Origin of the sequence: Pseudomonas sp. D3 (assembly GCF_029320995.1) — a bacterium.
GTDB lineage: Bacteria > Pseudomonadota > Gammaproteobacteria > Pseudomonadales > Pseudomonadaceae > Aquipseudomonas > Aquipseudomonas paraveronii.
The window spans coordinates 4,830,137-4,847,522 of record NZ_CP119772.1; the positions used below are offsets into that span (position 1 = coordinate 4,830,137).

At 61.9% G+C, this 17,386-nt stretch carries 18 protein-coding genes and 1 riboswitch; of the genes, 5 read left to right on the forward strand and 13 right to left on the reverse strand.

Going from position 1 to position 17,386, the window contains the following annotated elements; translation table 11 throughout:
• Positions 1–73: 73 nt before the first annotated feature.
• Genes P3S72_RS22220 through cobO form a run of 6 tightly spaced genes read right to left on the reverse strand, consistent with a single transcriptional unit; the run spans position 74 to position 6,031 of the window.
• Positions 74–1,525 carry a cobyric acid synthase gene (locus P3S72_RS22220; protein ID WP_276194248.1) on the reverse strand — a complete coding sequence of 484 codons (1,452 nt, stop codon included), beginning with the start codon at positions 1,523–1,525 and terminating at the stop codon, positions 74–76.
• Positions 1,522–2,511, reverse strand: a complete 990-nt coding sequence (gene cobD, locus P3S72_RS22225; RefSeq protein ID WP_276194249.1) for a threonine-phosphate decarboxylase CobD — start codon at positions 2,509–2,511, stop codon at positions 1,522–1,524. Before cobD ends, P3S72_RS22220 begins: the two co-directional genes overlap by 4 nt.
• Positions 2,504–3,412: an adenosylcobinamide-phosphate synthase CbiB gene (gene cbiB / locus P3S72_RS22230; RefSeq protein WP_276194250.1), complete on the reverse strand. Its 909-nt coding sequence runs from the start codon at positions 3,410–3,412 to the stop codon at positions 2,504–2,506. The genes cobD and cbiB overlap by 8 nt, the downstream gene beginning before the upstream one ends.
• Positions 3,409–4,059, reverse strand: a complete 651-nt coding sequence (gene bluB / locus P3S72_RS22235) for a 5,6-dimethylbenzimidazole synthase (RefSeq protein WP_247408302.1) — start codon at positions 4,057–4,059, stop codon at positions 3,409–3,411. The genes cbiB and bluB overlap by 4 nt, the downstream gene beginning before the upstream one ends.
• The gene (locus P3S72_RS22240; RefSeq protein ID WP_276194251.1) at positions 4,056–5,423 is read right to left on the reverse strand and encodes a cobyrinate a,c-diamide synthase; all 1,368 of its coding nucleotides are present in this window, start codon (positions 5,421–5,423) and stop codon (positions 4,056–4,058) included. The genes bluB and P3S72_RS22240 overlap by 4 nt, the downstream gene beginning before the upstream one ends.
• The gene (gene cobO / locus P3S72_RS22245) at positions 5,420–6,031 is read right to left on the reverse strand and encodes a cob(I)yrinic acid a,c-diamide adenosyltransferase (RefSeq protein WP_276194252.1); all 612 of its coding nucleotides are present in this window, start codon (positions 6,029–6,031) and stop codon (positions 5,420–5,422) included. Before cobO ends, P3S72_RS22240 begins: the two co-directional genes overlap by 4 nt.
• A 78-nt stretch (positions 6,032–6,109) precedes the next feature.
• Positions 6,110–6,354, reverse strand: a riboswitch (cobalamin riboswitch).
• 99 nt (positions 6,355–6,453) lie between these two features.
• Here cobO and P3S72_RS22250 point away from each other — a divergent pair.
• Positions 6,454–7,767, forward strand: coding sequence for a sorbosone dehydrogenase family protein (locus P3S72_RS22250; RefSeq protein ID WP_276194253.1), 1,314 nt, complete (start codon positions 6,454–6,456; stop codon positions 7,765–7,767).
• A 135-nt stretch (positions 7,768–7,902) separates the two neighbouring features.
• Here P3S72_RS22250 and P3S72_RS22255 read toward each other — a convergent pair whose 3' ends face one another.
• The 5 genes from P3S72_RS22255 to P3S72_RS22275 form a co-directional block, all read right to left on the reverse strand.
• Complete coding sequence (locus P3S72_RS22255) at positions 7,903–8,439, reverse strand: C40 family peptidase (protein WP_276194254.1); 537 nt, start codon at positions 8,437–8,439, stop codon at positions 7,903–7,905.
• 144 nt (positions 8,440–8,583) lie between these two features.
• Positions 8,584–9,213, reverse strand: a complete 630-nt coding sequence (locus P3S72_RS22260; protein ID WP_247406653.1) for an NlpC/P60 family protein — start codon at positions 9,211–9,213, stop codon at positions 8,584–8,586.
• A gap of 214 nt (positions 9,214–9,427) precedes the next feature.
• Positions 9,428–10,132: a DnaA regulatory inactivator Hda gene (gene hda, locus P3S72_RS22265; protein ID WP_247406650.1), complete on the reverse strand. Its 705-nt coding sequence runs from the start codon at positions 10,130–10,132 to the stop codon at positions 9,428–9,430.
• Between the two features lie 203 nt (positions 10,133–10,335).
• Positions 10,336–11,409, reverse strand: coding sequence for an AI-2E family transporter (locus P3S72_RS22270; protein ID WP_276194255.1), 1,074 nt, complete (start codon positions 11,407–11,409; stop codon positions 10,336–10,338).
• Between the two features lie 54 nt (positions 11,410–11,463).
• Positions 11,464–12,504 carry a DUF2066 domain-containing protein gene (locus P3S72_RS22275; RefSeq protein ID WP_276194256.1) on the reverse strand — a complete coding sequence of 347 codons (1,041 nt, stop codon included), beginning with the start codon at positions 12,502–12,504 and terminating at the stop codon, positions 11,464–11,466.
• 356 nt (positions 12,505–12,860) lie between these two features.
• Here P3S72_RS22275 and purM point away from each other — a divergent pair, with 356 nt between their 5' ends.
• The 4 genes from purM to P3S72_RS22295 all read left to right on the forward strand — a co-directional run bounded on the left by purM (position 12,861) and on the right by P3S72_RS22295 (position 15,791).
• A complete protein-coding gene (purM, locus tag P3S72_RS22280; RefSeq protein ID WP_247397040.1) occupies positions 12,861–13,919 on the forward strand; it encodes a phosphoribosylformylglycinamidine cyclo-ligase in 1,059 nt (352 codons plus the stop codon).
• Positions 13,919–14,569 carry a phosphoribosylglycinamide formyltransferase gene (gene purN / locus P3S72_RS22285; protein WP_276194257.1) on the forward strand — a complete coding sequence of 217 codons (651 nt, stop codon included), beginning with the start codon at positions 13,919–13,921 and terminating at the stop codon, positions 14,567–14,569. The genes purM and purN overlap by 1 nt, the downstream gene beginning before the upstream one ends.
• An 8-nt stretch (positions 14,570–14,577) precedes the next feature.
• Complete coding sequence (locus tag P3S72_RS22290) at positions 14,578–15,291, forward strand: DUF3108 domain-containing protein (RefSeq protein ID WP_276194258.1); 714 nt, start codon at positions 14,578–14,580, stop codon at positions 15,289–15,291.
• 311 nt (positions 15,292–15,602) lie between these two features.
• Positions 15,603–15,791: a hypothetical protein gene (locus tag P3S72_RS22295; protein ID WP_247397035.1), complete on the forward strand. Its 189-nt coding sequence runs from the start codon at positions 15,603–15,605 to the stop codon at positions 15,789–15,791.
• Positions 15,792–15,880: 89 nt separating this feature from the next.
• On the opposite strand, the gene P3S72_RS22300 is transcribed toward P3S72_RS22295, so the two are convergent.
• A complete protein-coding gene (locus P3S72_RS22300; protein WP_247397034.1) occupies positions 15,881–16,426 on the reverse strand; it encodes a DUF2058 domain-containing protein in 546 nt (181 codons plus the stop codon).
• 25 nt (positions 16,427–16,451) lie between these two features.
• Positions 16,452–17,285 (reverse strand): nucleoside triphosphate pyrophosphohydrolase, encoded by an 834-nt coding sequence (gene mazG / locus P3S72_RS22305; protein ID WP_276197978.1) that lies wholly within the window; start codon positions 17,283–17,285, stop codon positions 16,452–16,454.
• Positions 17,286–17,386: the final 101 nt, after the last annotated feature.

Here is a 17,386-nt window from a genome sequence, read left to right on the forward strand (position 1 = left end):
CGCTGCCTCTGGGAAACGCGGTTGATGCCATCGCGGGCAAGCCAGCGCCCACACTTCGAGCGCATGTACACCGTCAAACCCCACACAACGTGCGCAACAGCGCGGTATCCAGATGGTTGTCCACCAGGTCGGCCAAGCGCTCGATATCGCGCTCACGCAGGGCGTGGTAATCCACCGCCTGTACCGCCTGCAAACCGGCCCAGCGCAACAAGGCGCTGCACGCGGCAGGGGTTTCGAACAAGCCATGCAGGTAGGTGCCGAAGATCTGCCCGTCGGGGCTCTGCGCGCCATCACTGCGGCCGTCGTCCAGCAACACGGCCGCGTTCGACAACGCAGCGCCGGACGTCACCCCCGCGTGAATCTCATAACCACTGACCTCCGCGTCCTCCAGCAACAGGCGCCCACGCACATTGCGCAATTGCTTGTGCTCCTCCAGCGTCGTACTGAACGCCAGCCAGCCCAGACCTGCACTCGACCCGGCCGGCCCCTCGAGCCCGAGCGGGTCATGCACCTGCTCGCCGAGCATCTGCAAGCCGCCGCAAATCCCCAGCACCTTGCCGCCGTAGCGCAAGTGCCGCGCCACCGCCGTGTCCCAGCCATTGGCACGCAGGTACGCGAGGTCACTGCGCACGCTTTTCGAGCCCGGCAAGATAATCAGGTCGGCGGCGGGAATCGGCTGGCCCGGGCCGATGAACTGCAAGTCCACCTGGGGATGCAGGCGCAGCGGGTCGAAGTCGGTGTGGTTGCTGATGCGCGGCAATACCGGGACGACCACCTTGAGCACCTGGGCAGCCTTGTCGATCTGGCGCTGGTCGATGCCGTCTTCGGCTTCCAGATGCAGGTCCATTATGTAGGGCAATACGCCAACCACCGGCTTGCCAGTGCGTGCTTCCAGCCAATCCAGCCCCGGCTGCAACAAAGCGATATCGCCGCGAAAACGGTTGATGATGAAGCCCTTGACCCGCGCTTGCTCGGTCGGCGAAAGCAATTCGAGGGTGCCGACCAGATGAGCAAATACGCCGCCGCGATTGATGTCGGCGATCAGCAGCACCGGGCAGTCCACAGCTTCGGCGAAGCCCATATTGGCAATGTCATTGGCGCGCAGGTTGATCTCCGCCGGGGAGCCCGCGCCTTCCACCATCACCACTGGGTAGGCCTCGCTCAAGCGCGCGTGGGACGCCAGCACCGCGCGCATCGCGATGGCTTTGTAGTCGTGATAGGCGACCGCGTTCATGCTGGTCACGGCACGGCCATGGATGATCACTTGGGAGCCGGTATCGCTGTTGGGTTTGAGCAGCACCGGGTTCATGTCTGTGTGCGGCGCCAGGTTGGCGGCCTGGGCCTGCACCGCCTGGGCGCGGCCGATTTCGCCGCCTTCGGCCGTTACCGCGCTGTTGAGCGCCATGTTCTGCGGTTTGAACGGCACCACCGCGACGCCCTGGCGGACCAGCCAGCGACACAGGGCGGTGACCAGGGTGCTTTTACCGGCATCGGACGTCGTGCCTTGCACCATCAGCGTACTCATGGCGCTTCCTTGTAGGCGATCAGCGCCTGTTCGAGGCGCAGCCAGTCGGCATCGGTGTCGGGCAGGCCGAAACGCAGGCTGCTGTCGTGGACGAACAGGCGCAGCAGAATGCCGCGTTGGGCCATGAACGCATGCAGGCGTTCGGCGTGGGGTGTGATCAGCCATTGGAACAGGGCGCAGCCGCCCTGGGGTTGAAAGCCTTGGCGTTCCAGCAACTCGAACAAGCGCTGGCCGGCTTCCTGGCAACGATTACGTTGCCGGGTGTGCCCAGCGGTATCGCGCAGACACGCCTGGCCGATCACCCGCGTCGGCCCGCTGACCGCCCATGGCCCGACCTGTTCGGCCAACAGCTTGAGCAACCGGCGCTCCGCCAGCACAAACCCCAGGCGCACACCGGCCAGGCCGAAGAACTTGCCGAACGAGCGCAGCACGATCAGGCCGACCTGATGGGCCTGGCCTGCGAGGCTCAGGTGCGGCGTGACGTCCATGAACGCTTCGTCCACCACCAGCCAGCCACCGCGCTGGGCCAGCCGCGCGTGCCAATCGAGCAGACGTTGCGGGGACAGGCTCAGGCCGGTCGGGTTATTCGGGTTGACCACCACCAGCACGTCCAGGCTGTCGAGAAAGAAGTCGACTTCCTGCTCCTGCACTTCGCGCACCACGTAGCCCGCGCGGCGCCAGGCCTCGGCGTGCTCGGCGTAGCAAGGTGACAGCACACCGACCTTGCCACCCCGGCGCAGGCGCGGCAGCAGTTGGATCGCCGCCTGGGAACCAGGCACCGGCAATAAATGCGCGGTACCGTAATACTCGCTGGCGGCTTGTTCCAGGCCGTCGTCGGTTTCCGGCAGGCGCGCCCAGGCGCGCAACGGAATCTCGGGGATCGGCCACGGCCAGGGCGCCAGGCCGCTGGACAGGTCGAGCCATTCGGCTTCGGCAATCCCGTATTCAATCGCCGCCTTGCGCAGGCGACCACCGTGCTCAAGCATACAATTGCCCCCCGATGCATAGAATCAGCAGCCACAACCATACGCCGCGCTGCACCAGTTGCCAGCCTCGGTCGATGGCGTCTGCATCCGCCGCCGGGCCTTCGCCCAGTGGCGGGCGCTGGTGCAGTTCACCGTGGTAGATCGCGGCACCGCCCAACTCGACGCCCAAGGCACCCGCCCCCGCCGCCATGACCGGGCCGGCGTTGGGGCTATCCCAGGTCGGGCCCTGGCGGCGCCAGCATTTGATCGCCAGCCGGGTTTTACCGAGTACGGCGTAGGTCAACGCCACCAGGCGTGCCGGAATATAGTTCAGTACGTCGTCGATCTTGGCCGCCGCCCAACCGAAGCGCTCAAAGCGTGCGTTGCGATAGCCCCACATCGCGTCGAGGGTGTTGCTCAAGCGGTACAGCACCACGCCCGGCACACCCGCGACGACAAACCAGAACAGCGCGGCAAAGACGGCGTCACTGCCGTTCTCCAGCACCGATTCAGTGGCGGCGCGGGCCACTTCAGTGCGATCCAGCTCACTGGTCTGGCGACTCACCAGGTAACTCACGCGCCGACGGGCTTCGTCCAGGTCATCGCCGCGCAAGGCCTGAGCCACCGGGATCACGTGTTCACCGAGACTGCGCATGCCGAGGGCACAGTACAACGCGAGGATCTCCAGCACCCAGCCGATATAGGGCGCCCACGACAACGCGGTGGCCAGCAGCGTCAGCGGCACCACCGCAATAAACCACGCGGTCACACCGTGGCTGCGCCAGCCACGGCCGCCACTGTTGAAACGCCGCTCAATGCGCGCGGCAAAATTGCCGAACGCCACCAGCGGATGCCAGCGCTTGGGCTCGCCCAGCAGCGCATCCAGCGCCACCGCCGCGACACACAGCAAGGCCACACTCATTGACTCACTCCCCAGGTATTCTCATACAACATGTCACTCAGCGGCCGCGGTTCGGCCCAGCCTTCGAGCTGCAACATCGGTGCCGGGTAGAACGCCTCGACCGGCCCCAGGCACAACACCGCCAAGGGTTTCGCGCCGGGCGGCAAGCCCAGCAGGTCGGCCAGGGCCTGCGGCTCGAACAGCGAGACCCAGCCCATGCCCAAGCCTTCGACCCGCGCCGCCAGCCACAGATTCTGGATCGCGCAGGACAGCGAGGCCATGTCCATTTCCGGCAAGGTGCGCCGGCCGAAGATATGCCGCTCGCGGTCATCCATCAGCGCCGCCACCAGCACTTCGGCGCAGTCGTGAATGCCTTCGACCTTGAGCTTCATAAATGTATCGGAACGCTCGCCCAACGCTTCGGCGGTGCGTATGCGTTCTTCCTCCACCAACTGTTGAATCCGGCTACGCAGTTGGCGGTCGCTGATGCGGATAAACCGCCACGGCTGCATCAAGCCAACGCTCGGCGCCTGGTGTGCGGCCTGGAGCAAACGGTGCAGCAGTTCGGGAGCCACATCGCCGCCGCTGAAGTGACGCATGTCGCGGCGCTCGGCGATGGCGCGGTAGACGGCCTGGCGCTCGGCTTCGGGGAAGGCGTTGTCGGTCATGAGCCTATCGCGGGCAAGCCCGCTCCCGCAGTGGATTCGTGGTGTTTAGCCGAGTGCGATTCGCCTTCGCCGGGCGCAAACAGCGCAGCAATGGCCCGGGGATTGGAAGGGAAATAGAAGTGGACGTAGGAAGCGGTCAGCCGCCCCTGCCGATACACCGCCTCCGCCCCGCGCCCACCATTGGGGCTCACGCCACGGGCAACGGGCGCCCATTCGGTGCTGGTCAGCGAGTGGTGATAGGTATGACCGCGCAACACGCCCTCGGGCAATTCGACGCTTTGCAGGGCCAGGGCCGCGAGCTTCTTTTGCATCACCGCAGCGCCCTGCAGCAGGCCAACCAGTTCGGCGCGGATGCCGTCGACATCGGTGAGCGAGTCCAACAGATAAAGCATCCCGCCACACTCGGCGAGCAGCGGTTTGCCGGCAGCGTGATGGGCACGGATCGCACCCAGCATCGCGGTGTTTTCCGACAGCGCCTGGTGATGCAGTTCGGGGTAACCGCCAGGCAGATAGAGGCTGTCGGCCTCAGGCAATTGGCGATCATGGATCGGCGAGAAGAAGCTCAACTCAGCGCCCATCGCCCGCAGCAGATCAAGGCTAGCACCGTAGGTGAAGGCGAAGGCTTCGTCACGGGCGATGGCGATACGCACGCCGGCCAGCAACGGTTCGGCGCGGGTCACGGGCGGTGCGGCAAAGGTCACCGGCGGCGGTAACGCGACCTCGCAACTGCTGCCCAACGCTTGGGCGGCAGCGTCCAGGCGCAGGTCGAGGTCATTCAGTTCGCTGGCTTGCACCAGGCCCAGGTGGCGGCTGGGCAATTCTATAGCGGTCTCGCGGGACAGCGCGCCATACCAGCGCAGTCCTTCGGTGAGGCTGCCTTCAAGCAGTTGTGCATGGCGCAGGGTGCCGACGCGGTTGGCCAGCACGCCGGCGAACGGCAAGTCCGGCTGGTAGCGTGCCAGGCCGAGGGCCAAGGCACCGAAGGTTTGTGCCATGGCCGTGCCATCGATCACGCCGAGCACCGGCACACCGAAGTGTCGCGCCAGGTCAGCGCTGGAAGGCGTGCCGTCGAACAGGCCCATCACGCCTTCGATCAGGATCAGGTCCGCCTCCCCCGCCGCTTCCCACAGCAAGCGACGACTTTCCTGCTCGCCTACCATCCACATATCCAATTGATACACCGGCGCACCGCTGGCGCGCTCGTGAATCATCGGGTCGAGGAAGTCCGGGCCGCATTTGAACACGCGCACCTTGCGACCCAGGTTGCGGTGCAAACGGGCCAGCGCGGCGGTGACCGTGGTTTTGCCCTGGCCGGACGCCGGCGCGGCGATCAAGACGGCCGGGCAATGACGGGGCTGATTCAAAGTTCGACGCCTTTCTGTGCCTTGATACCGGCTTGGAATGCGTGCTTGAGCATGCCCATCTCGGTGACGGTGTCGCCCATTTCGATCAGCTCGGGCTTGGCGCCACGGCCGGTGACGACCACGTGCTGCATCGGCGGGCGGGCCTGCAGGTCACCAAGGACTTGATCCAGGTCGAGATAGCCGTGCTTGAGCGCGATGTTCAGCTCATCCAGCACCACCAGGCGGATGGACGGGTCTTGCAGCAATTGGCGGGACACCGCCCAGGCAGCTTCGGCGGCCGCGATGTCGCGCTGGCGGTCCTGGGTTTCCCAGGTAAAACCCTCGCCCATCACATGAAAACGCACTTGCTCGGGGAAGCGGCGGAAGAACAGCTCTTCGCCGGTGCTGTTGCGCCCCTTGATGAACTGCACCACACCGCACTGCATGCCGTGGCCCATGGCGCGGGCCAGCATGCCAAATGCCGAGCTGCTCTTGCCTTTGCCGTTGCCGGTCAGCACCAGCAGCAAGCCGCATTCGTTCGGAGAATTGGCGATGCGCTCATCGATCACGGCTTTTTTACGCAGCATGCGCGCCAGGTGGCGTTCGTCGCGCTCGGGGGAATCGGTCATGGCAGCTCTCCGTTGGGGCTGGACAAAAACGGCGGGCAGGAAAAATCAAAAACAGACAGCCAAGCATCGCCCACCGTGATGCTGTTGGATGATCCGGGCCGGTCTCCGGGCTCATGAGTGGCGCGCTAGAGCACACGCCGACGGCGCGCCTTCCCATATCGCGGGCGATACAGTGGCAAACAGCACCGTTTTGACTCATTTACCGTTGCGGGGGCAGCGCCGGAATCGCGGCAACACTGTGTACAAGTGCGCTCACTCACCGGCTTCCCTGTTTCACTCAGTCGACCCGTAGGTCACAGAGCACCTGGAACAAGCCGCGAAGGTTAGTGGGTTGGGGGTGGAGCGTCAATTAAAGCTGGCCTTGTACTTGAACCATCGTCGCAACACACACCTCTACCCTTACAGGCATCCAGGAGAAAACCATGCATAAAACAAGACTCGCCTTACTGATCATGCTCGCGGGCAGCCTTGCCGCCTGCGGCGAAAGCTCGACCCTGAAGGTATCCGACGGCACCGGGCCCTCACCGCAATTGCCGGAGCCGAACAAGACGCTGATCCCCACTGTGAACATCGCCCCGGCCATTGGCTGGCCAGCGGGCACCAAGCCCACGGCCGCCGCCGGCACCCAGGTGGCGGCCTTCGCCGAAGGCCTGGACCACCCGCGCTGGCTGTACGTATTACCCAACGGCGATGTGCTGGTGGCGGAAACCAACGCGCCGCCCAAGCCGGATGATTCCAAAGGCCTTCGTGGCTGGGTGATGGAGAAAGTCATGGGCCGCGCCGGCGCCGGGGTACCGAGCCCGAACCGCATCACCCTGCTGCGCGATGCCGACCATGATGGGGTCGCGGAGACCCGCACGGTATTCCTGGAAAACCTCAACTCGCCCTTCGGCATGACGCTGGTCGGCAATGACCTGTACGTGGCCGATTCGGACAAGCTGCTGCGCTTTCCCTATCAGACGGGCGAGACCGCGATCAAGACCGCCGGCAGCAAGGTCATCGACCTGCCCGGCGGCAGCATCAACCACCACTGGACGAAAAACGTGGTGGCCAGCAAGGACGGCAGCAAGCTGTATGTGAGCGTGGGTTCCAACAGCAACGTGGCGGAGAACGGCCTGGAGGCGGAACAAGGCCGCGCCGCGATCTGGGAAGTCGACCGCGCCAACGGCCAGCACCGTATCTTCGCCTCCGGCCTGCGCAACCCTAACGGCATGGCCTGGGAACCGCAGAGCGGCAAGCTGTGGACGGCCGTGAACGAGCGCGATGAGATCGGTAGCGACCTGGTACCGGACTACATCACGTCGGTCCAGGATGGCGCCTTTTATGGCTGGCCCTTCAGCTACTACGGGCAGCACGTGGATGTACGCGTCACGCCGCAAAACCTGGACATGGTGGCCAAAGCCATTGCGCCGGACTACGCCGTAGGCCCGCACACCGCCTCGCTAGGCCTGACCTTCGCCGAGGGCAGCAAACTGCCGGCGCCCTTTATCAACGGCGCGTTCATCGGCCAGCACGGTTCGTGGAACCGCAAGCCGCACAGCGGCTACAAGGTGATCTTCGTACCGTTCGAGGGCGGCAAGCCGAAGGGGCCGCCGGTGGACGTGCTGACCGGGTTCCTCAACAGCGACGAGAAAGCCATGGGCCGACCGGTTGGCGTGGTCATCGACAAGCAGGGCGGCTTGCTGGTGGCGGATGATGTGGGGAATAAGGTGTGGCGGGTTTCTGCGGCTAAGTAACCGCCCCCAAGACCACCACAAAACAAATGTGGGAGGGCGCTTGCTCCCGATAGCGGTGGGTCAGTCACCAAATGCAGGGACTGACACGCCCTCATCGGGAGCAAGCGCCCTCCCACATTTGGGTCTAGGTTTTATCTAAGGGTTACGCGCCAGGTTTTCAGCCGGCAACACACGCTTGGCGCTCAGGTAGGCATTCTGCCAATACGCTTTGGACAGCGTATCCAGCTTCACCGTACCGCCCGTCTGCGGCGCATGTACAAAGCGCCCTTCGCCGACATAGATCCCGGCGTGGCTGACCTGCGAGCCGCCGCCCGTGGCGAAGAACAACAGGTCACCGGTTTGCAGGTTCTGCTCGCTGACGTCCTGGCCACGCATTACGATCAGTTCGCGCGTGGTGCGCGGCAGGGAGATGCCGGCGGCATCACGGTAGACAAACCCGATCAGCCCGCTGCAATCGAACCCGGAGTCTGGCGTGTTGCCACCCCAACGATAAGGCGTACCGACCAGGCCCAGCGCGCGGAAGAGCACGTCTTCGGCGGCCGGCGAGAAATTCTGGCTGGTGTTGAATACCGGTTTAGGCTTGGCCGCGACAGGCGCTGGCTGCGGTCGGCTTGCGCAGGCGCTGAGCAGCGCGGCGCAAACAATAAGAATCAGGCGGGCCGAGGTCGACATGTGCAGAACAATCCTGGTCTGGATGCGGCTTTCGCTGCCGAACGCTGAAAACCAGAACGCGCAAGCAAGGCTTGCGCGAACGGATTACAACAATGTTCAAGGATTCTAGCGCTTACACGTCAAACTTCAAGTATCACTTTAACTTTACTTACTGGCGGTAATCGTCGTCGGGGCCATGGCGAGTGCGCGCTTGGCTTCGATGAAGGTTTTGCTCCAGTAGCTGTCGCCCAGGCTGTCGACTCGAACACCACCACTGCGGCGGCTGCTGGAGTGGATAAACTGGTTATCGCCCAAGTAGATACCGGCGTGACTGACGCGACCACGACCACTGGTGCTGAAGAAAAGCAGATCGCCAGGCTTGAGGTTGTTACGCGCGACCAACGGTGCATTCACGTTGATCATTTCGCGAGTGGAGCGTGGCAGGTTCATGCCAGCTTCTTCACGAAACAGGTAACCGATAAAACCGCTGCAATCGAAACCGGCTTCGGAAGTGCCGCCGAAACGGTAACGGGTACCGATCAGGGACATGCCGCGTTCGAGAATGCTGTCGGCCAGAACGGGAAGCTGATAAGGCTTGTTGCCAGCGAAGGCGGCCAGTTCTTTTTCGGTTGCCAGCTCTTCCTCATAAACAGTGGAAGACTGCGCAGCAACGAATTTTGCCTGATTTTTATACTGTTGATCGTGCTGCTCGGCCACTTGTTGAGGGTGGGAGGCGCAACCAAACAACAGGGCTACGAGTGCGAGAGGCACGAGGGGTGCGAAGCGATTCAGCATGGGCACGACCGTGGCAAATGTGTAAAGAAGCCGAGACTATGCCTTCTATCACATCGATTTGCAAATTCAATCGTGATCTATGTGACTTACTGTTTGCGCTATGACATCTAAGCCCTTAATACCCTATGCACGTGTTTTGCGTGGCCAAGCCGGCCAAAACGCAGGTTTTCTGGCGCCTGGAATTTGCTTAAACCCCACGAAATACAAGGGTTTGCTACCAGCCGAGGGTTTCCTTAAGGAAGGGAATCGTCAGCTTGCGCTGGGCCTGCAAAGAGGCCTGATCGAGCTGTTCGAGCAAATCGAACAACGCGCTCATGCTGCGGGTGCCACGGGTGAGGATAAAGTGCCCGACCTCGTCGGTGAGGTGCAGGCCGCGACGGGAAGCACGCAATTGCAGGGCACGCAATTTGTCCTCGTCGGACAATGGGCGCATCTGGAAGATCAGCGCCAGGGTCAGGCGCGACTTGAGGTCCGCCAGCTTGACCGGCAACTCACGGGGCGAGGTCGAGGCCGCGATCAACAGGCGGCGGCCGCTGTCGCGCAGGCGGTTGAACAGATGAAACAGCGCCTCTTCCCAATCCGCCTTGCCGGCGATGGCCTGCAGATCATCCAGGCACACCAGTTCGTATTGTTCGAGGTTGTCGAAAATCCCGATCCCGCGATCCATCAACTCGGCCAAAGGCAGGTAAACCGCCGGTTCACCCATTTGCTCGAAGCGCAGGCACGCGGCCTGCAACAGGTGGGTGCGCCCCACGCCCTGCTTGCCCCACAGATAGATCAGGCTTTCAGTCCACCCGGCGTCGGCTTCGCAGAGCCGCTCGACATAGCCGAGTGCAGCGGCATTGGCGCCTGGGTAGTAATTGATAAAGGTGGCGTCGTCACGCAGACGCACACCTAAGGGCAGCTGAATCGGTTTCATGCTGACTGAACGGTTCCGATCGAACCGTTAGTGGCCTCTGTGAAAAGTTTGCAAAGTTTATACCCGTGACGCCGGGCGCACAATGCAGCAGACCACAAGCAAAATCAAAGGTTTGCGTTAACTTGCTGGATTTACGCGAATTGTTTGACGCGACAGTGCCAGAAACCACAAACCCGGCCTGAGCCGGGTTTGTGACACCGCGATTACACGTCGGGGTCCTCGACGCCCGTATACACATCCGAATCCTTATACAGATCGTGTACATGCCGCACCAGCACCATGATCACCGCCGCCACCGGCAGCGCAAGCAGGATGCCGGTAAAACCGAACAACTCGCCGCCGGCCAGGATCGCAAAGATCACCGCGACCGGGTGCAGGCCGATGCGGTCGCCCACCAGCAGCGGGGTCAGCACCATGCCTTCGAGGGCCTGGCCGACCATGAACACCGCGACAATCCCAAGCATCGGGTACAGGTCACCGCCAAACTGGAACAGCCCGGCTACCAGCGCAGCACCGATGCCAATCACAAAGCCCATGTACGGCACGATAGCGGCCAGGCCGGCAATCAAGCCGATCAACAGGCCCAGCTCCAGGCCGATCGCCATCAAGCCGGCGGCATAGATAATCCCCAGGGCCAGCATCACCAGTAATTGGCCACGCACGAACGCCCCCAGCACCTCATGACACTCCCCGGCCAGGGACACGATGCGCGCCTCGCGGGCGCGCGGCAGCAGGCCACGAATCTTGGCCATCATGATGTCCCAGTCCCGCAACAGGTAGAACGCCACCACCGGGATCAACACCAGGTTAGTCAGCCAGCCAATCAGCGCCAGGCTGGATGCCGTCGCCTGACTGAGAACCACGCCGACAATATCGCTGGTCTGGCCCATATGATCGCTGATCGCGGCCTTGACCTTGTCGAACTTCCAGAAGCCATCCGCCAGCCCCAGCTTAGCCTGGGTCCACGGCATCGCCGTATGCTGCAGCCAGTCGAGCATTTGCGGCGCCAGCTCATACAGACGGAACAATTGCTTGGCCAGCATCGGCACCAGCACCAGCACCAGCGCCGTGATGATCAGCGTAAACAGCGCAAACACAGTGACCACGCCCAAGGTCCGTGACAGGCCGGCTTTCTCCAGGCGATCCACCACGGGATCAAACAGATAGGCGAGCAACAGCGCTATCAGGAACGGCGTCAGGATCGAATGCAGCAACAACACAAAAATGCACAGCAGGGCGATTCCGCCAAGCCAAACCCAACGACGCGTATCCGCCATAAACCACTCCATCTTTTATTTACTTTCCCCTTCTATATAGAGAAGGAAGAACATTCACCAACGAAAACGCAGTTGCGCCTGCGGCTCAGGGGCGGCGGCCGGCTGTGTAGCGTCCACCGGCGGTTGCTGAGCCGGCGCCTCACCTGCGGGAATCTCCTGCAACCTGGCCAGACTCAACTGAGTCCGCAACTGATCGGCGCTGCCATTGACGCGATACACAATACGATTGCCATCCACGCGCTGCGGCTGGCCGCCAAACGGCTCAAGCAAGTGGCCCAGCGCGGCGTAGCGTTCCAGGGTCATCCCCTGCACTTCCAGCAATTGCTCGGTGCTCACACCCGGCTTGACAGCAAAGCGCGGCGCCAGTTTTTGGCTGACGGCCAGCATCACGGCATCGGCCACGGCGGCGGTGTCGGCCCCTTGCGCAGTGCCCTGCTCGCTCTTGTCGCCCAGCCACAGGCGCCATTTGGCCTGCCATTGGCTGCCTTCCTGGCGCGCATGCACCGCGAGCATCGCATCGGCGCCGTAGCGTTCCGAGGCCGCACGCAACGGCGTGGCGTCCGCGCTTTCCAGATTCGGCGCGGTGGCAACCACCTGCTCATCCAGATCCCCCAACGGCAGGCGCAGCGGCAAGCCGCGGTGTTGCGCCGCGCGCCGCAACGCCTGGGCGATGGCCTGGCCATCACCCACCAGGCTGCTGCCGTCGGTCGAGTCGTTCAGCCACCAACCGAGGATCGACGGCCGATTGCTGCCCCAGATCGACAAGCCCGCGCCACGCAACGCGCGATCGGTGCTGACCGGATCGAAATCCACTTGCAGGCTTTCCGGCGGGCCGGCGTCGTAGCCGTATTGGCTGATGATTTGTTGCGGGTCCTTGCGAACCGCCGCCAGGCCCGGGCCATCGACGGCCTTGGCGTCGCCAGTCAGGCGGAGCACCAGGGTTTGAACGGCGCGCTGGGTCGCCTGGTCGCGTTCTTGCGGGGACTGGCTGCTGACCGGTTCGAGTACTTGATAAAGACCATTGAGGGTTTCGGCATGACTCGCCAGGCTGACCAACGACAAGCAGCCTACAAAAAAGACATTACACAGACGCATGGAAGATTCCCGAACGACAAAATTAGCGGCTGGAACAGACCGCGTGATCTCGGTTTGCCAAGGCTGTGACCACAGCGACCGGCAAAACATTCACGGAGTCTCGGTAAGTTTTCCTACTGTCATAACGATAGCGGCTTCAAGGCTATACCTTAATACGCACCGAAGCAGAGCCGATTAGCATTTTTTTAACCGGCTTTTTAACCTATATGGCCCTGCCCGTCGGCCCGAGGATGGCCGCTGCCCCTCAAGCCTGATAAAATCGCGCGCCTTCGCAGACCGTCAGCGGCTGGGCCTTTTTCACAAGAGCCCTTGCCCACTCGGTCGTTACCCCTGAATCCCCCCTAAAGGCCTGGATCATGAGCAAGCAACCCTCCCTGAGCTACAAGGACGCCGGTGTAGACATCGACGCCGGTGAAGCATTGGTCGAACGCATCAAGAGCGTCGCCAAGCGCACTGCGCGCCCCGAAGTCATGGGCGGCCTGGGCGGTTTTGGCGCCCTCTGCGAAATCCCGGCCGGCTACAAACAGCCGGTGCTGGTCTCCGGCACCGACGGCGTGGGCACCAAGCTGCGCCTGGCACTGAACCTGAACAAACACGACAGCATCGGCATCGACCTGGTCGCCATGTGCGTCAACGACCTGGTGGTGTGCGGCGCAGAGCCGTTGTTCTTCCTTGACTACTACGCCACCGGCAAGCTCAACGTCGAGACCGCCACCCAGGTGGTCACCGGTATCGGCGCCGGCTGTGAATTGTCGGGTTGCTCCCTGGTCGGCGGCGAAACCGCTGAAATGCCGGGCATGTACGAAGGCGAAGACTACGACCTGGCCGGTTTCTGCGTCGGCGTGGTAGAAAAAGCCGAGATCATCGACGGCTCCAAAGTCGCTGCCGGCGACGCCCTGCTTGCCCTGCCATCGTCCGGCCCGCACTCCAACGGTTACTCGCTGATCCGCAAGATCATCGAAGTGTCCGGCGCCGACATCGAAAACATCCAGCTCGACGGCAAGCCACTGACCGACCTGCTGATGGCCCCGACGCGCATCTACGTCAAGCCACTGCTCAAGCTGATCAAGGACACGGGCGCGGTCAAAGCCATGGCCCACATCACCGGCGGCGGCCTGCTGGACAACATCCCGCGCGTCCTGCCAAAAGGCGCCCAGGCGATTGTCGACGTGGCCAGTTGGCAGCGTCCTGCGGTATTCGATTGGCTGCAAGAGAAAGGCAACGTCAACGAAACCGAAATGCACCGCGTACTGAACTGCGGCGTGGGCATGGTGATCTGCGTGGCGCAAGAGCACGTGGAAACCGCGCTGAACGTACTGCGCGAAGCCGGCGAGCAGCCTTGGGTCATCGGCCAGATCGCCGCTGCTGCTGAAGGCGCGGCTCAGGTTGAACTGAAGAACCTTAAGGCGCACTGATGCCTGCAACCTGTGATGTCGTAGTGCTGCTCTCCGGCACCGGCAGTAATTTGCAGGCCCTGATCGACAGCACGCGCACCGGCGACAGCCCGGCGCGCATCGCTGCGGTGATCTCCAACCGCAGCGACGCCTATGGCCTGCAACGCGCCAGGGACGCGGGCATTGCCACGCGCACCCTGGATCACAAGGCTTTCGAAGGTCGCGAGGCCTTCGACAGCGCCTTGATCGAACTGATCGACACCTTTAACCCCAAACTCGTGGTACTGGCCGGCTTCATGCGCATCCTCAGCGCAGATTTCGTGCGGCACTACGCAGGACGGCTGCTGAATATCCACCCTTCCCTGCTGCCCAAGTACAAAGGCATGCACACCCATCAGCGCGCCCTCGACGCGGGCGACAGCGAGCATGGCTGCAGTGTGCATTTTGTTACGGAGGAACTCGATGGCGGGCCTCTGGTCGTACAGGCAGTGGTTCCGGTAGAGTCTGACGACTCGGCGCAGACGCTTGCGCAACGGGTTCATACCCAGGAACACAGGATTTACCCGCTGGCTGTTCGCTGGTTTGCCGAGGGGCGGTTGATTCTTGGTGAACAGGGTGCATTATTGGACGGTCAGTTACTCGCGGCCAGCGGCCACTTGATTCGAACCTAGGAGATTTTATGCGTCGCGCCTTGCTCTTCGCTTTTGCGCTGTTCGCCTTGCCTGCGGTGCAAGCAGCAGATTTACATCCTTTCTCCGCCAGCTATACCGCCGACTGGAAACAGTTGCCCATGAGCGGCTCGGCCGAACGCAGCCTGACCCACAATGGCGACGGCACTTGGACCTTGAACTTCAAGGCGTCCATGATGATCGCCAGCCTCACCGAAACCAGCGTGATCCACTTCGACAAGGACGCCCTGCAACCGAAGAGCTACACCTTCGAACGCGGCGGCCTGGGCAAGGCGAAGAAGATCAACCTGGACTTCGACCAGACGGCCAAGAAAGTCACCGGCTTTGAAAACAAAGATCCGGTCAACGTCGCCCTGCAAAGCGGCATGCTCGACAAGTCGACCTACCAGTTGGCGCTGCAGCGCGATGTCGCGGCAGGCAAGAAGAGCATGAGCTACAACGTGGTTGAAGGCACCGACGTCGACACCTACGACTTCCGCGTGATCGGCCCGGAAAAGGTCCAGACCAAAGCCGGCTCCATCGACGCGATCAAGGTCGAGCGCGTGCGTGACCCAACCCAAAGCAAGCGTATCACCCAGATGTGGTTTGCCAAGGACTGGGGCGGCATCCTGGTTGCTCTGCGTCAGGTGGAAACCGACGGCAAGGAATACAACATCATGCTGCTAGACGGTACGGTTGACGGTCAGTCTGTCAAAGGTAGCTGATAGCGCTGATGAGTTGAAAAGAGCCTCGCGCAATGCGGGGCTTTTTTTCGCCTGGGATTTTTTAGGCAAGGCCACTATCGCCATCGCGAACAACGCCAATCCAATATTAAAGCCTTACGCCAAGATGAAACTTTTGTCATAAAACTCAGCAGCCTGCGGCGCAATGTCGCGGTTTACGCGGCCTGCTGGATTGTTGCGATTACTGCAAAGAACTGTTGCAGGAAAAATCAGTTTACGTAGCAAGCTAACAAAACATATAACAAACGCCTGCGACGACTTGCCGCAGATCAACCAGAGATTGGAGCAAGCAGATGACTGTAAAAGTAACTGAACGCGACGACGAACATATGTCCCACGAAGCATTGGGCCATGGGATTCACATCTGGGATGTACACCAACAAGACCTGCTGGTCGGCATGTTTCATAACGAGAGCGACGCTCATAATTATAAGAACGAGCTCGAAAGCCTTGAGATGAAACGCCAGGCACAAAGCGTCTGAATATTTGTAAGACAGGCGCCAGGCCCACGCAGCTTGGCTGCCTGAAAACAAAAACCCGCCTTTGAGCGGGTTTTGTTGCCTCTACAGCCTCACCACATCAGATCATCCGGGATCTGGTAGGCGGCGTATGGATCATCCTCATCCGGTACCTGGCTTTCCGTCAGGATATTGAGCTGGACGATACGCTCCGGCGCGCGCTCCTGGATCTTCAGTGCCGCTTCGCGCGGGATCACCTCGTAACTGCCAGCGTGATGCACGATCGCCAGGGAGCCGTTGCTCAGCTTGTTACGCATCAGCGTGTTGACCGACAGACGCTTGACCTTCTTGTCATCCACGAAGTTGTAGTAGTCCTCGGTGGTCAGCTTGGGCAGGCGCGAGGTCTCGATCAGTTGCTTGACTTGGGCCGTGCGGGCCTTGGCCTCGGCCTTTTCCTGCTGCTGGCGGTTCAGCTCCTGGTCGCGCTTGACCTTCTCGGCCATCGCTTCCTGGGCCAGGCGTGCCTGGGTGTCATCGGCCTCAGCCTGGCCCTTGTGGACCAGACGTTGCTGTTTCTGTTTGTCTTTGCCGACCTGCTTGGCCTGCTTTTGGTTGACCAGACCTGCTTTGAGCAACTGGTCGCGAAGGGAAAGGCTCATGGTGCTTACTCACTTAGGCAACTGCTCAACCGCAGCTGGACACATTCTTTTCCTGGCGTTTGGCTTCGCCCCACAGGGCGTCCAACTCTTCGAGGGTGCAATCTTCCATGGATTGGCGCGTATCGCGCAATGCCTGTTCGATAAATCGGAAACGTCGCTCGAACTTGGCATTGGCACCGCGCAAGGCAGTTTCCGGGTCGACCTTGAGGTGCCGGGCCAAGTTGACCGCGGCAAACAGCAGGTCACCGACTTCATCGGCGATGGCCACTGCATCGTTATCGGCCATGGCTTCGAGCACTTCATCCAGCTCTTCGCGGACGTTATCCACCACCGGCAAAGCAGCGGGCCAGTCGAAACCGACCTGGCTGGCGCGCTTTTGCAATTTGGCGGCACGGGACAGGGACGGTAAAGCGGTGGGCACATCGTCGAGTAGGGAAAGTTGCTCAGGAGCGTCGGACTTTTCTGCACGCTCCTCGGCCTTGATCTGCTCCCAGCGCGCCTTGACCTGCTCCTCGCTCAGTTGCGCGACATCCAGCGGCGCGTACAGATCGCCGGTGGGGAATACATGGGGATGACGTCGAATCAGCTTGCGGGTGATGCTGTCGATCACTCCGGTAAACTCGAAGCGCCCTTCTTCGCGCGCCAGTTGGCTGTAATACACCACTTGGAACAGCAGGTCGCCCAGTTCGCCTTGCAGGTGATCGAAGTCGCCGCGCTCGATGGCGTCGGCGACTTCGTAGGCCTCTTCCAGGGTGTGCGGGACGATGCTCGCGTAGGTTTGTTTGATGTCCCACGGGCACCCGTACTTCGGATCGCGCAGGCGGCTCATCAGGTGCAGCAGATCTTCAAGTGAATACATCATTCTATTTCCGATCAGGTATGAACACAGCCGATCAAATGTGGGAGGCGGCTTGCCCCCGATTGCGGTGGGTCAACCAAGAATCTGGTACCTGACACTCC

Bases quoted from the DNA above. Each gene is read 5' to 3' on its own strand.
- P3S72_RS22220 (WP_276194248.1), bottom strand. From the start codon at position 1,525: ATGAGTACGCTGATGGTGCAAGGCACGACGTCCGATGCCGGTAAAAGC.
- cobD (WP_276194249.1), bottom strand. From the start codon at position 2,511: ATGCTTGAGCACGGTGGTCGCCTGCGCAAGGCGGCGATTGAATACGGG.
- cbiB (WP_276194250.1), bottom strand. From the start codon at position 3,412: ATGAGTGTGGCCTTGCTGTGTGTCGCGGCGGTGGCGCTGGATGCGCTG.
- bluB (WP_247408302.1), bottom strand. From the start codon at position 4,059: ATGACCGACAACGCCTTCCCCGAAGCCGAGCGCCAGGCCGTCTACCGC.
- cobO (WP_276194252.1), bottom strand. From the start codon at position 6,031: ATGACCGATTCCCCCGAGCGCGACGAACGCCACCTGGCGCGCATGCTG.
- P3S72_RS22250 (WP_276194253.1), top strand. From the start codon at position 6,454: ATGCATAAAACAAGACTCGCCTTACTGATCATGCTCGCGGGCAGCCTT.
- P3S72_RS22255 (WP_276194254.1), bottom strand. From the start codon at position 8,439: ATGTCGACCTCGGCCCGCCTGATTCTTATTGTTTGCGCCGCGCTGCTC.
- P3S72_RS22260 (WP_247406653.1), bottom strand. From the start codon at position 9,213: ATGCTGAATCGCTTCGCACCCCTCGTGCCTCTCGCACTCGTAGCCCTG.
- hda (WP_247406650.1), bottom strand. From the start codon at position 10,132: ATGAAACCGATTCAGCTGCCCTTAGGTGTGCGTCTGCGTGACGACGCC.
- P3S72_RS22270 (WP_276194255.1), bottom strand. From the start codon at position 11,409: ATGGCGGATACGCGTCGTTGGGTTTGGCTTGGCGGAATCGCCCTGCTG.
- P3S72_RS22275 (WP_276194256.1), bottom strand. From the start codon at position 12,504: ATGCGTCTGTGTAATGTCTTTTTTGTAGGCTGCTTGTCGTTGGTCAGC.
- purM (WP_247397040.1), top strand. From the start codon at position 12,861: ATGAGCAAGCAACCCTCCCTGAGCTACAAGGACGCCGGTGTAGACATC.
- purN (WP_276194257.1), top strand. From the start codon at position 13,919: ATGCCTGCAACCTGTGATGTCGTAGTGCTGCTCTCCGGCACCGGCAGT.
- P3S72_RS22290 (WP_276194258.1), top strand. From the start codon at position 14,578: ATGCGTCGCGCCTTGCTCTTCGCTTTTGCGCTGTTCGCCTTGCCTGCG.
- P3S72_RS22295 (WP_247397035.1), top strand. From the start codon at position 15,603: ATGACTGTAAAAGTAACTGAACGCGACGACGAACATATGTCCCACGAA.
- P3S72_RS22300 (WP_247397034.1), bottom strand. From the start codon at position 16,426: ATGAGCCTTTCCCTTCGCGACCAGTTGCTCAAAGCAGGTCTGGTCAAC.
- mazG (WP_276197978.1), bottom strand. From the start codon at position 17,285: ATGTATTCACTTGAAGATCTGCTGCACCTGATGAGCCGCCTGCGCGAT.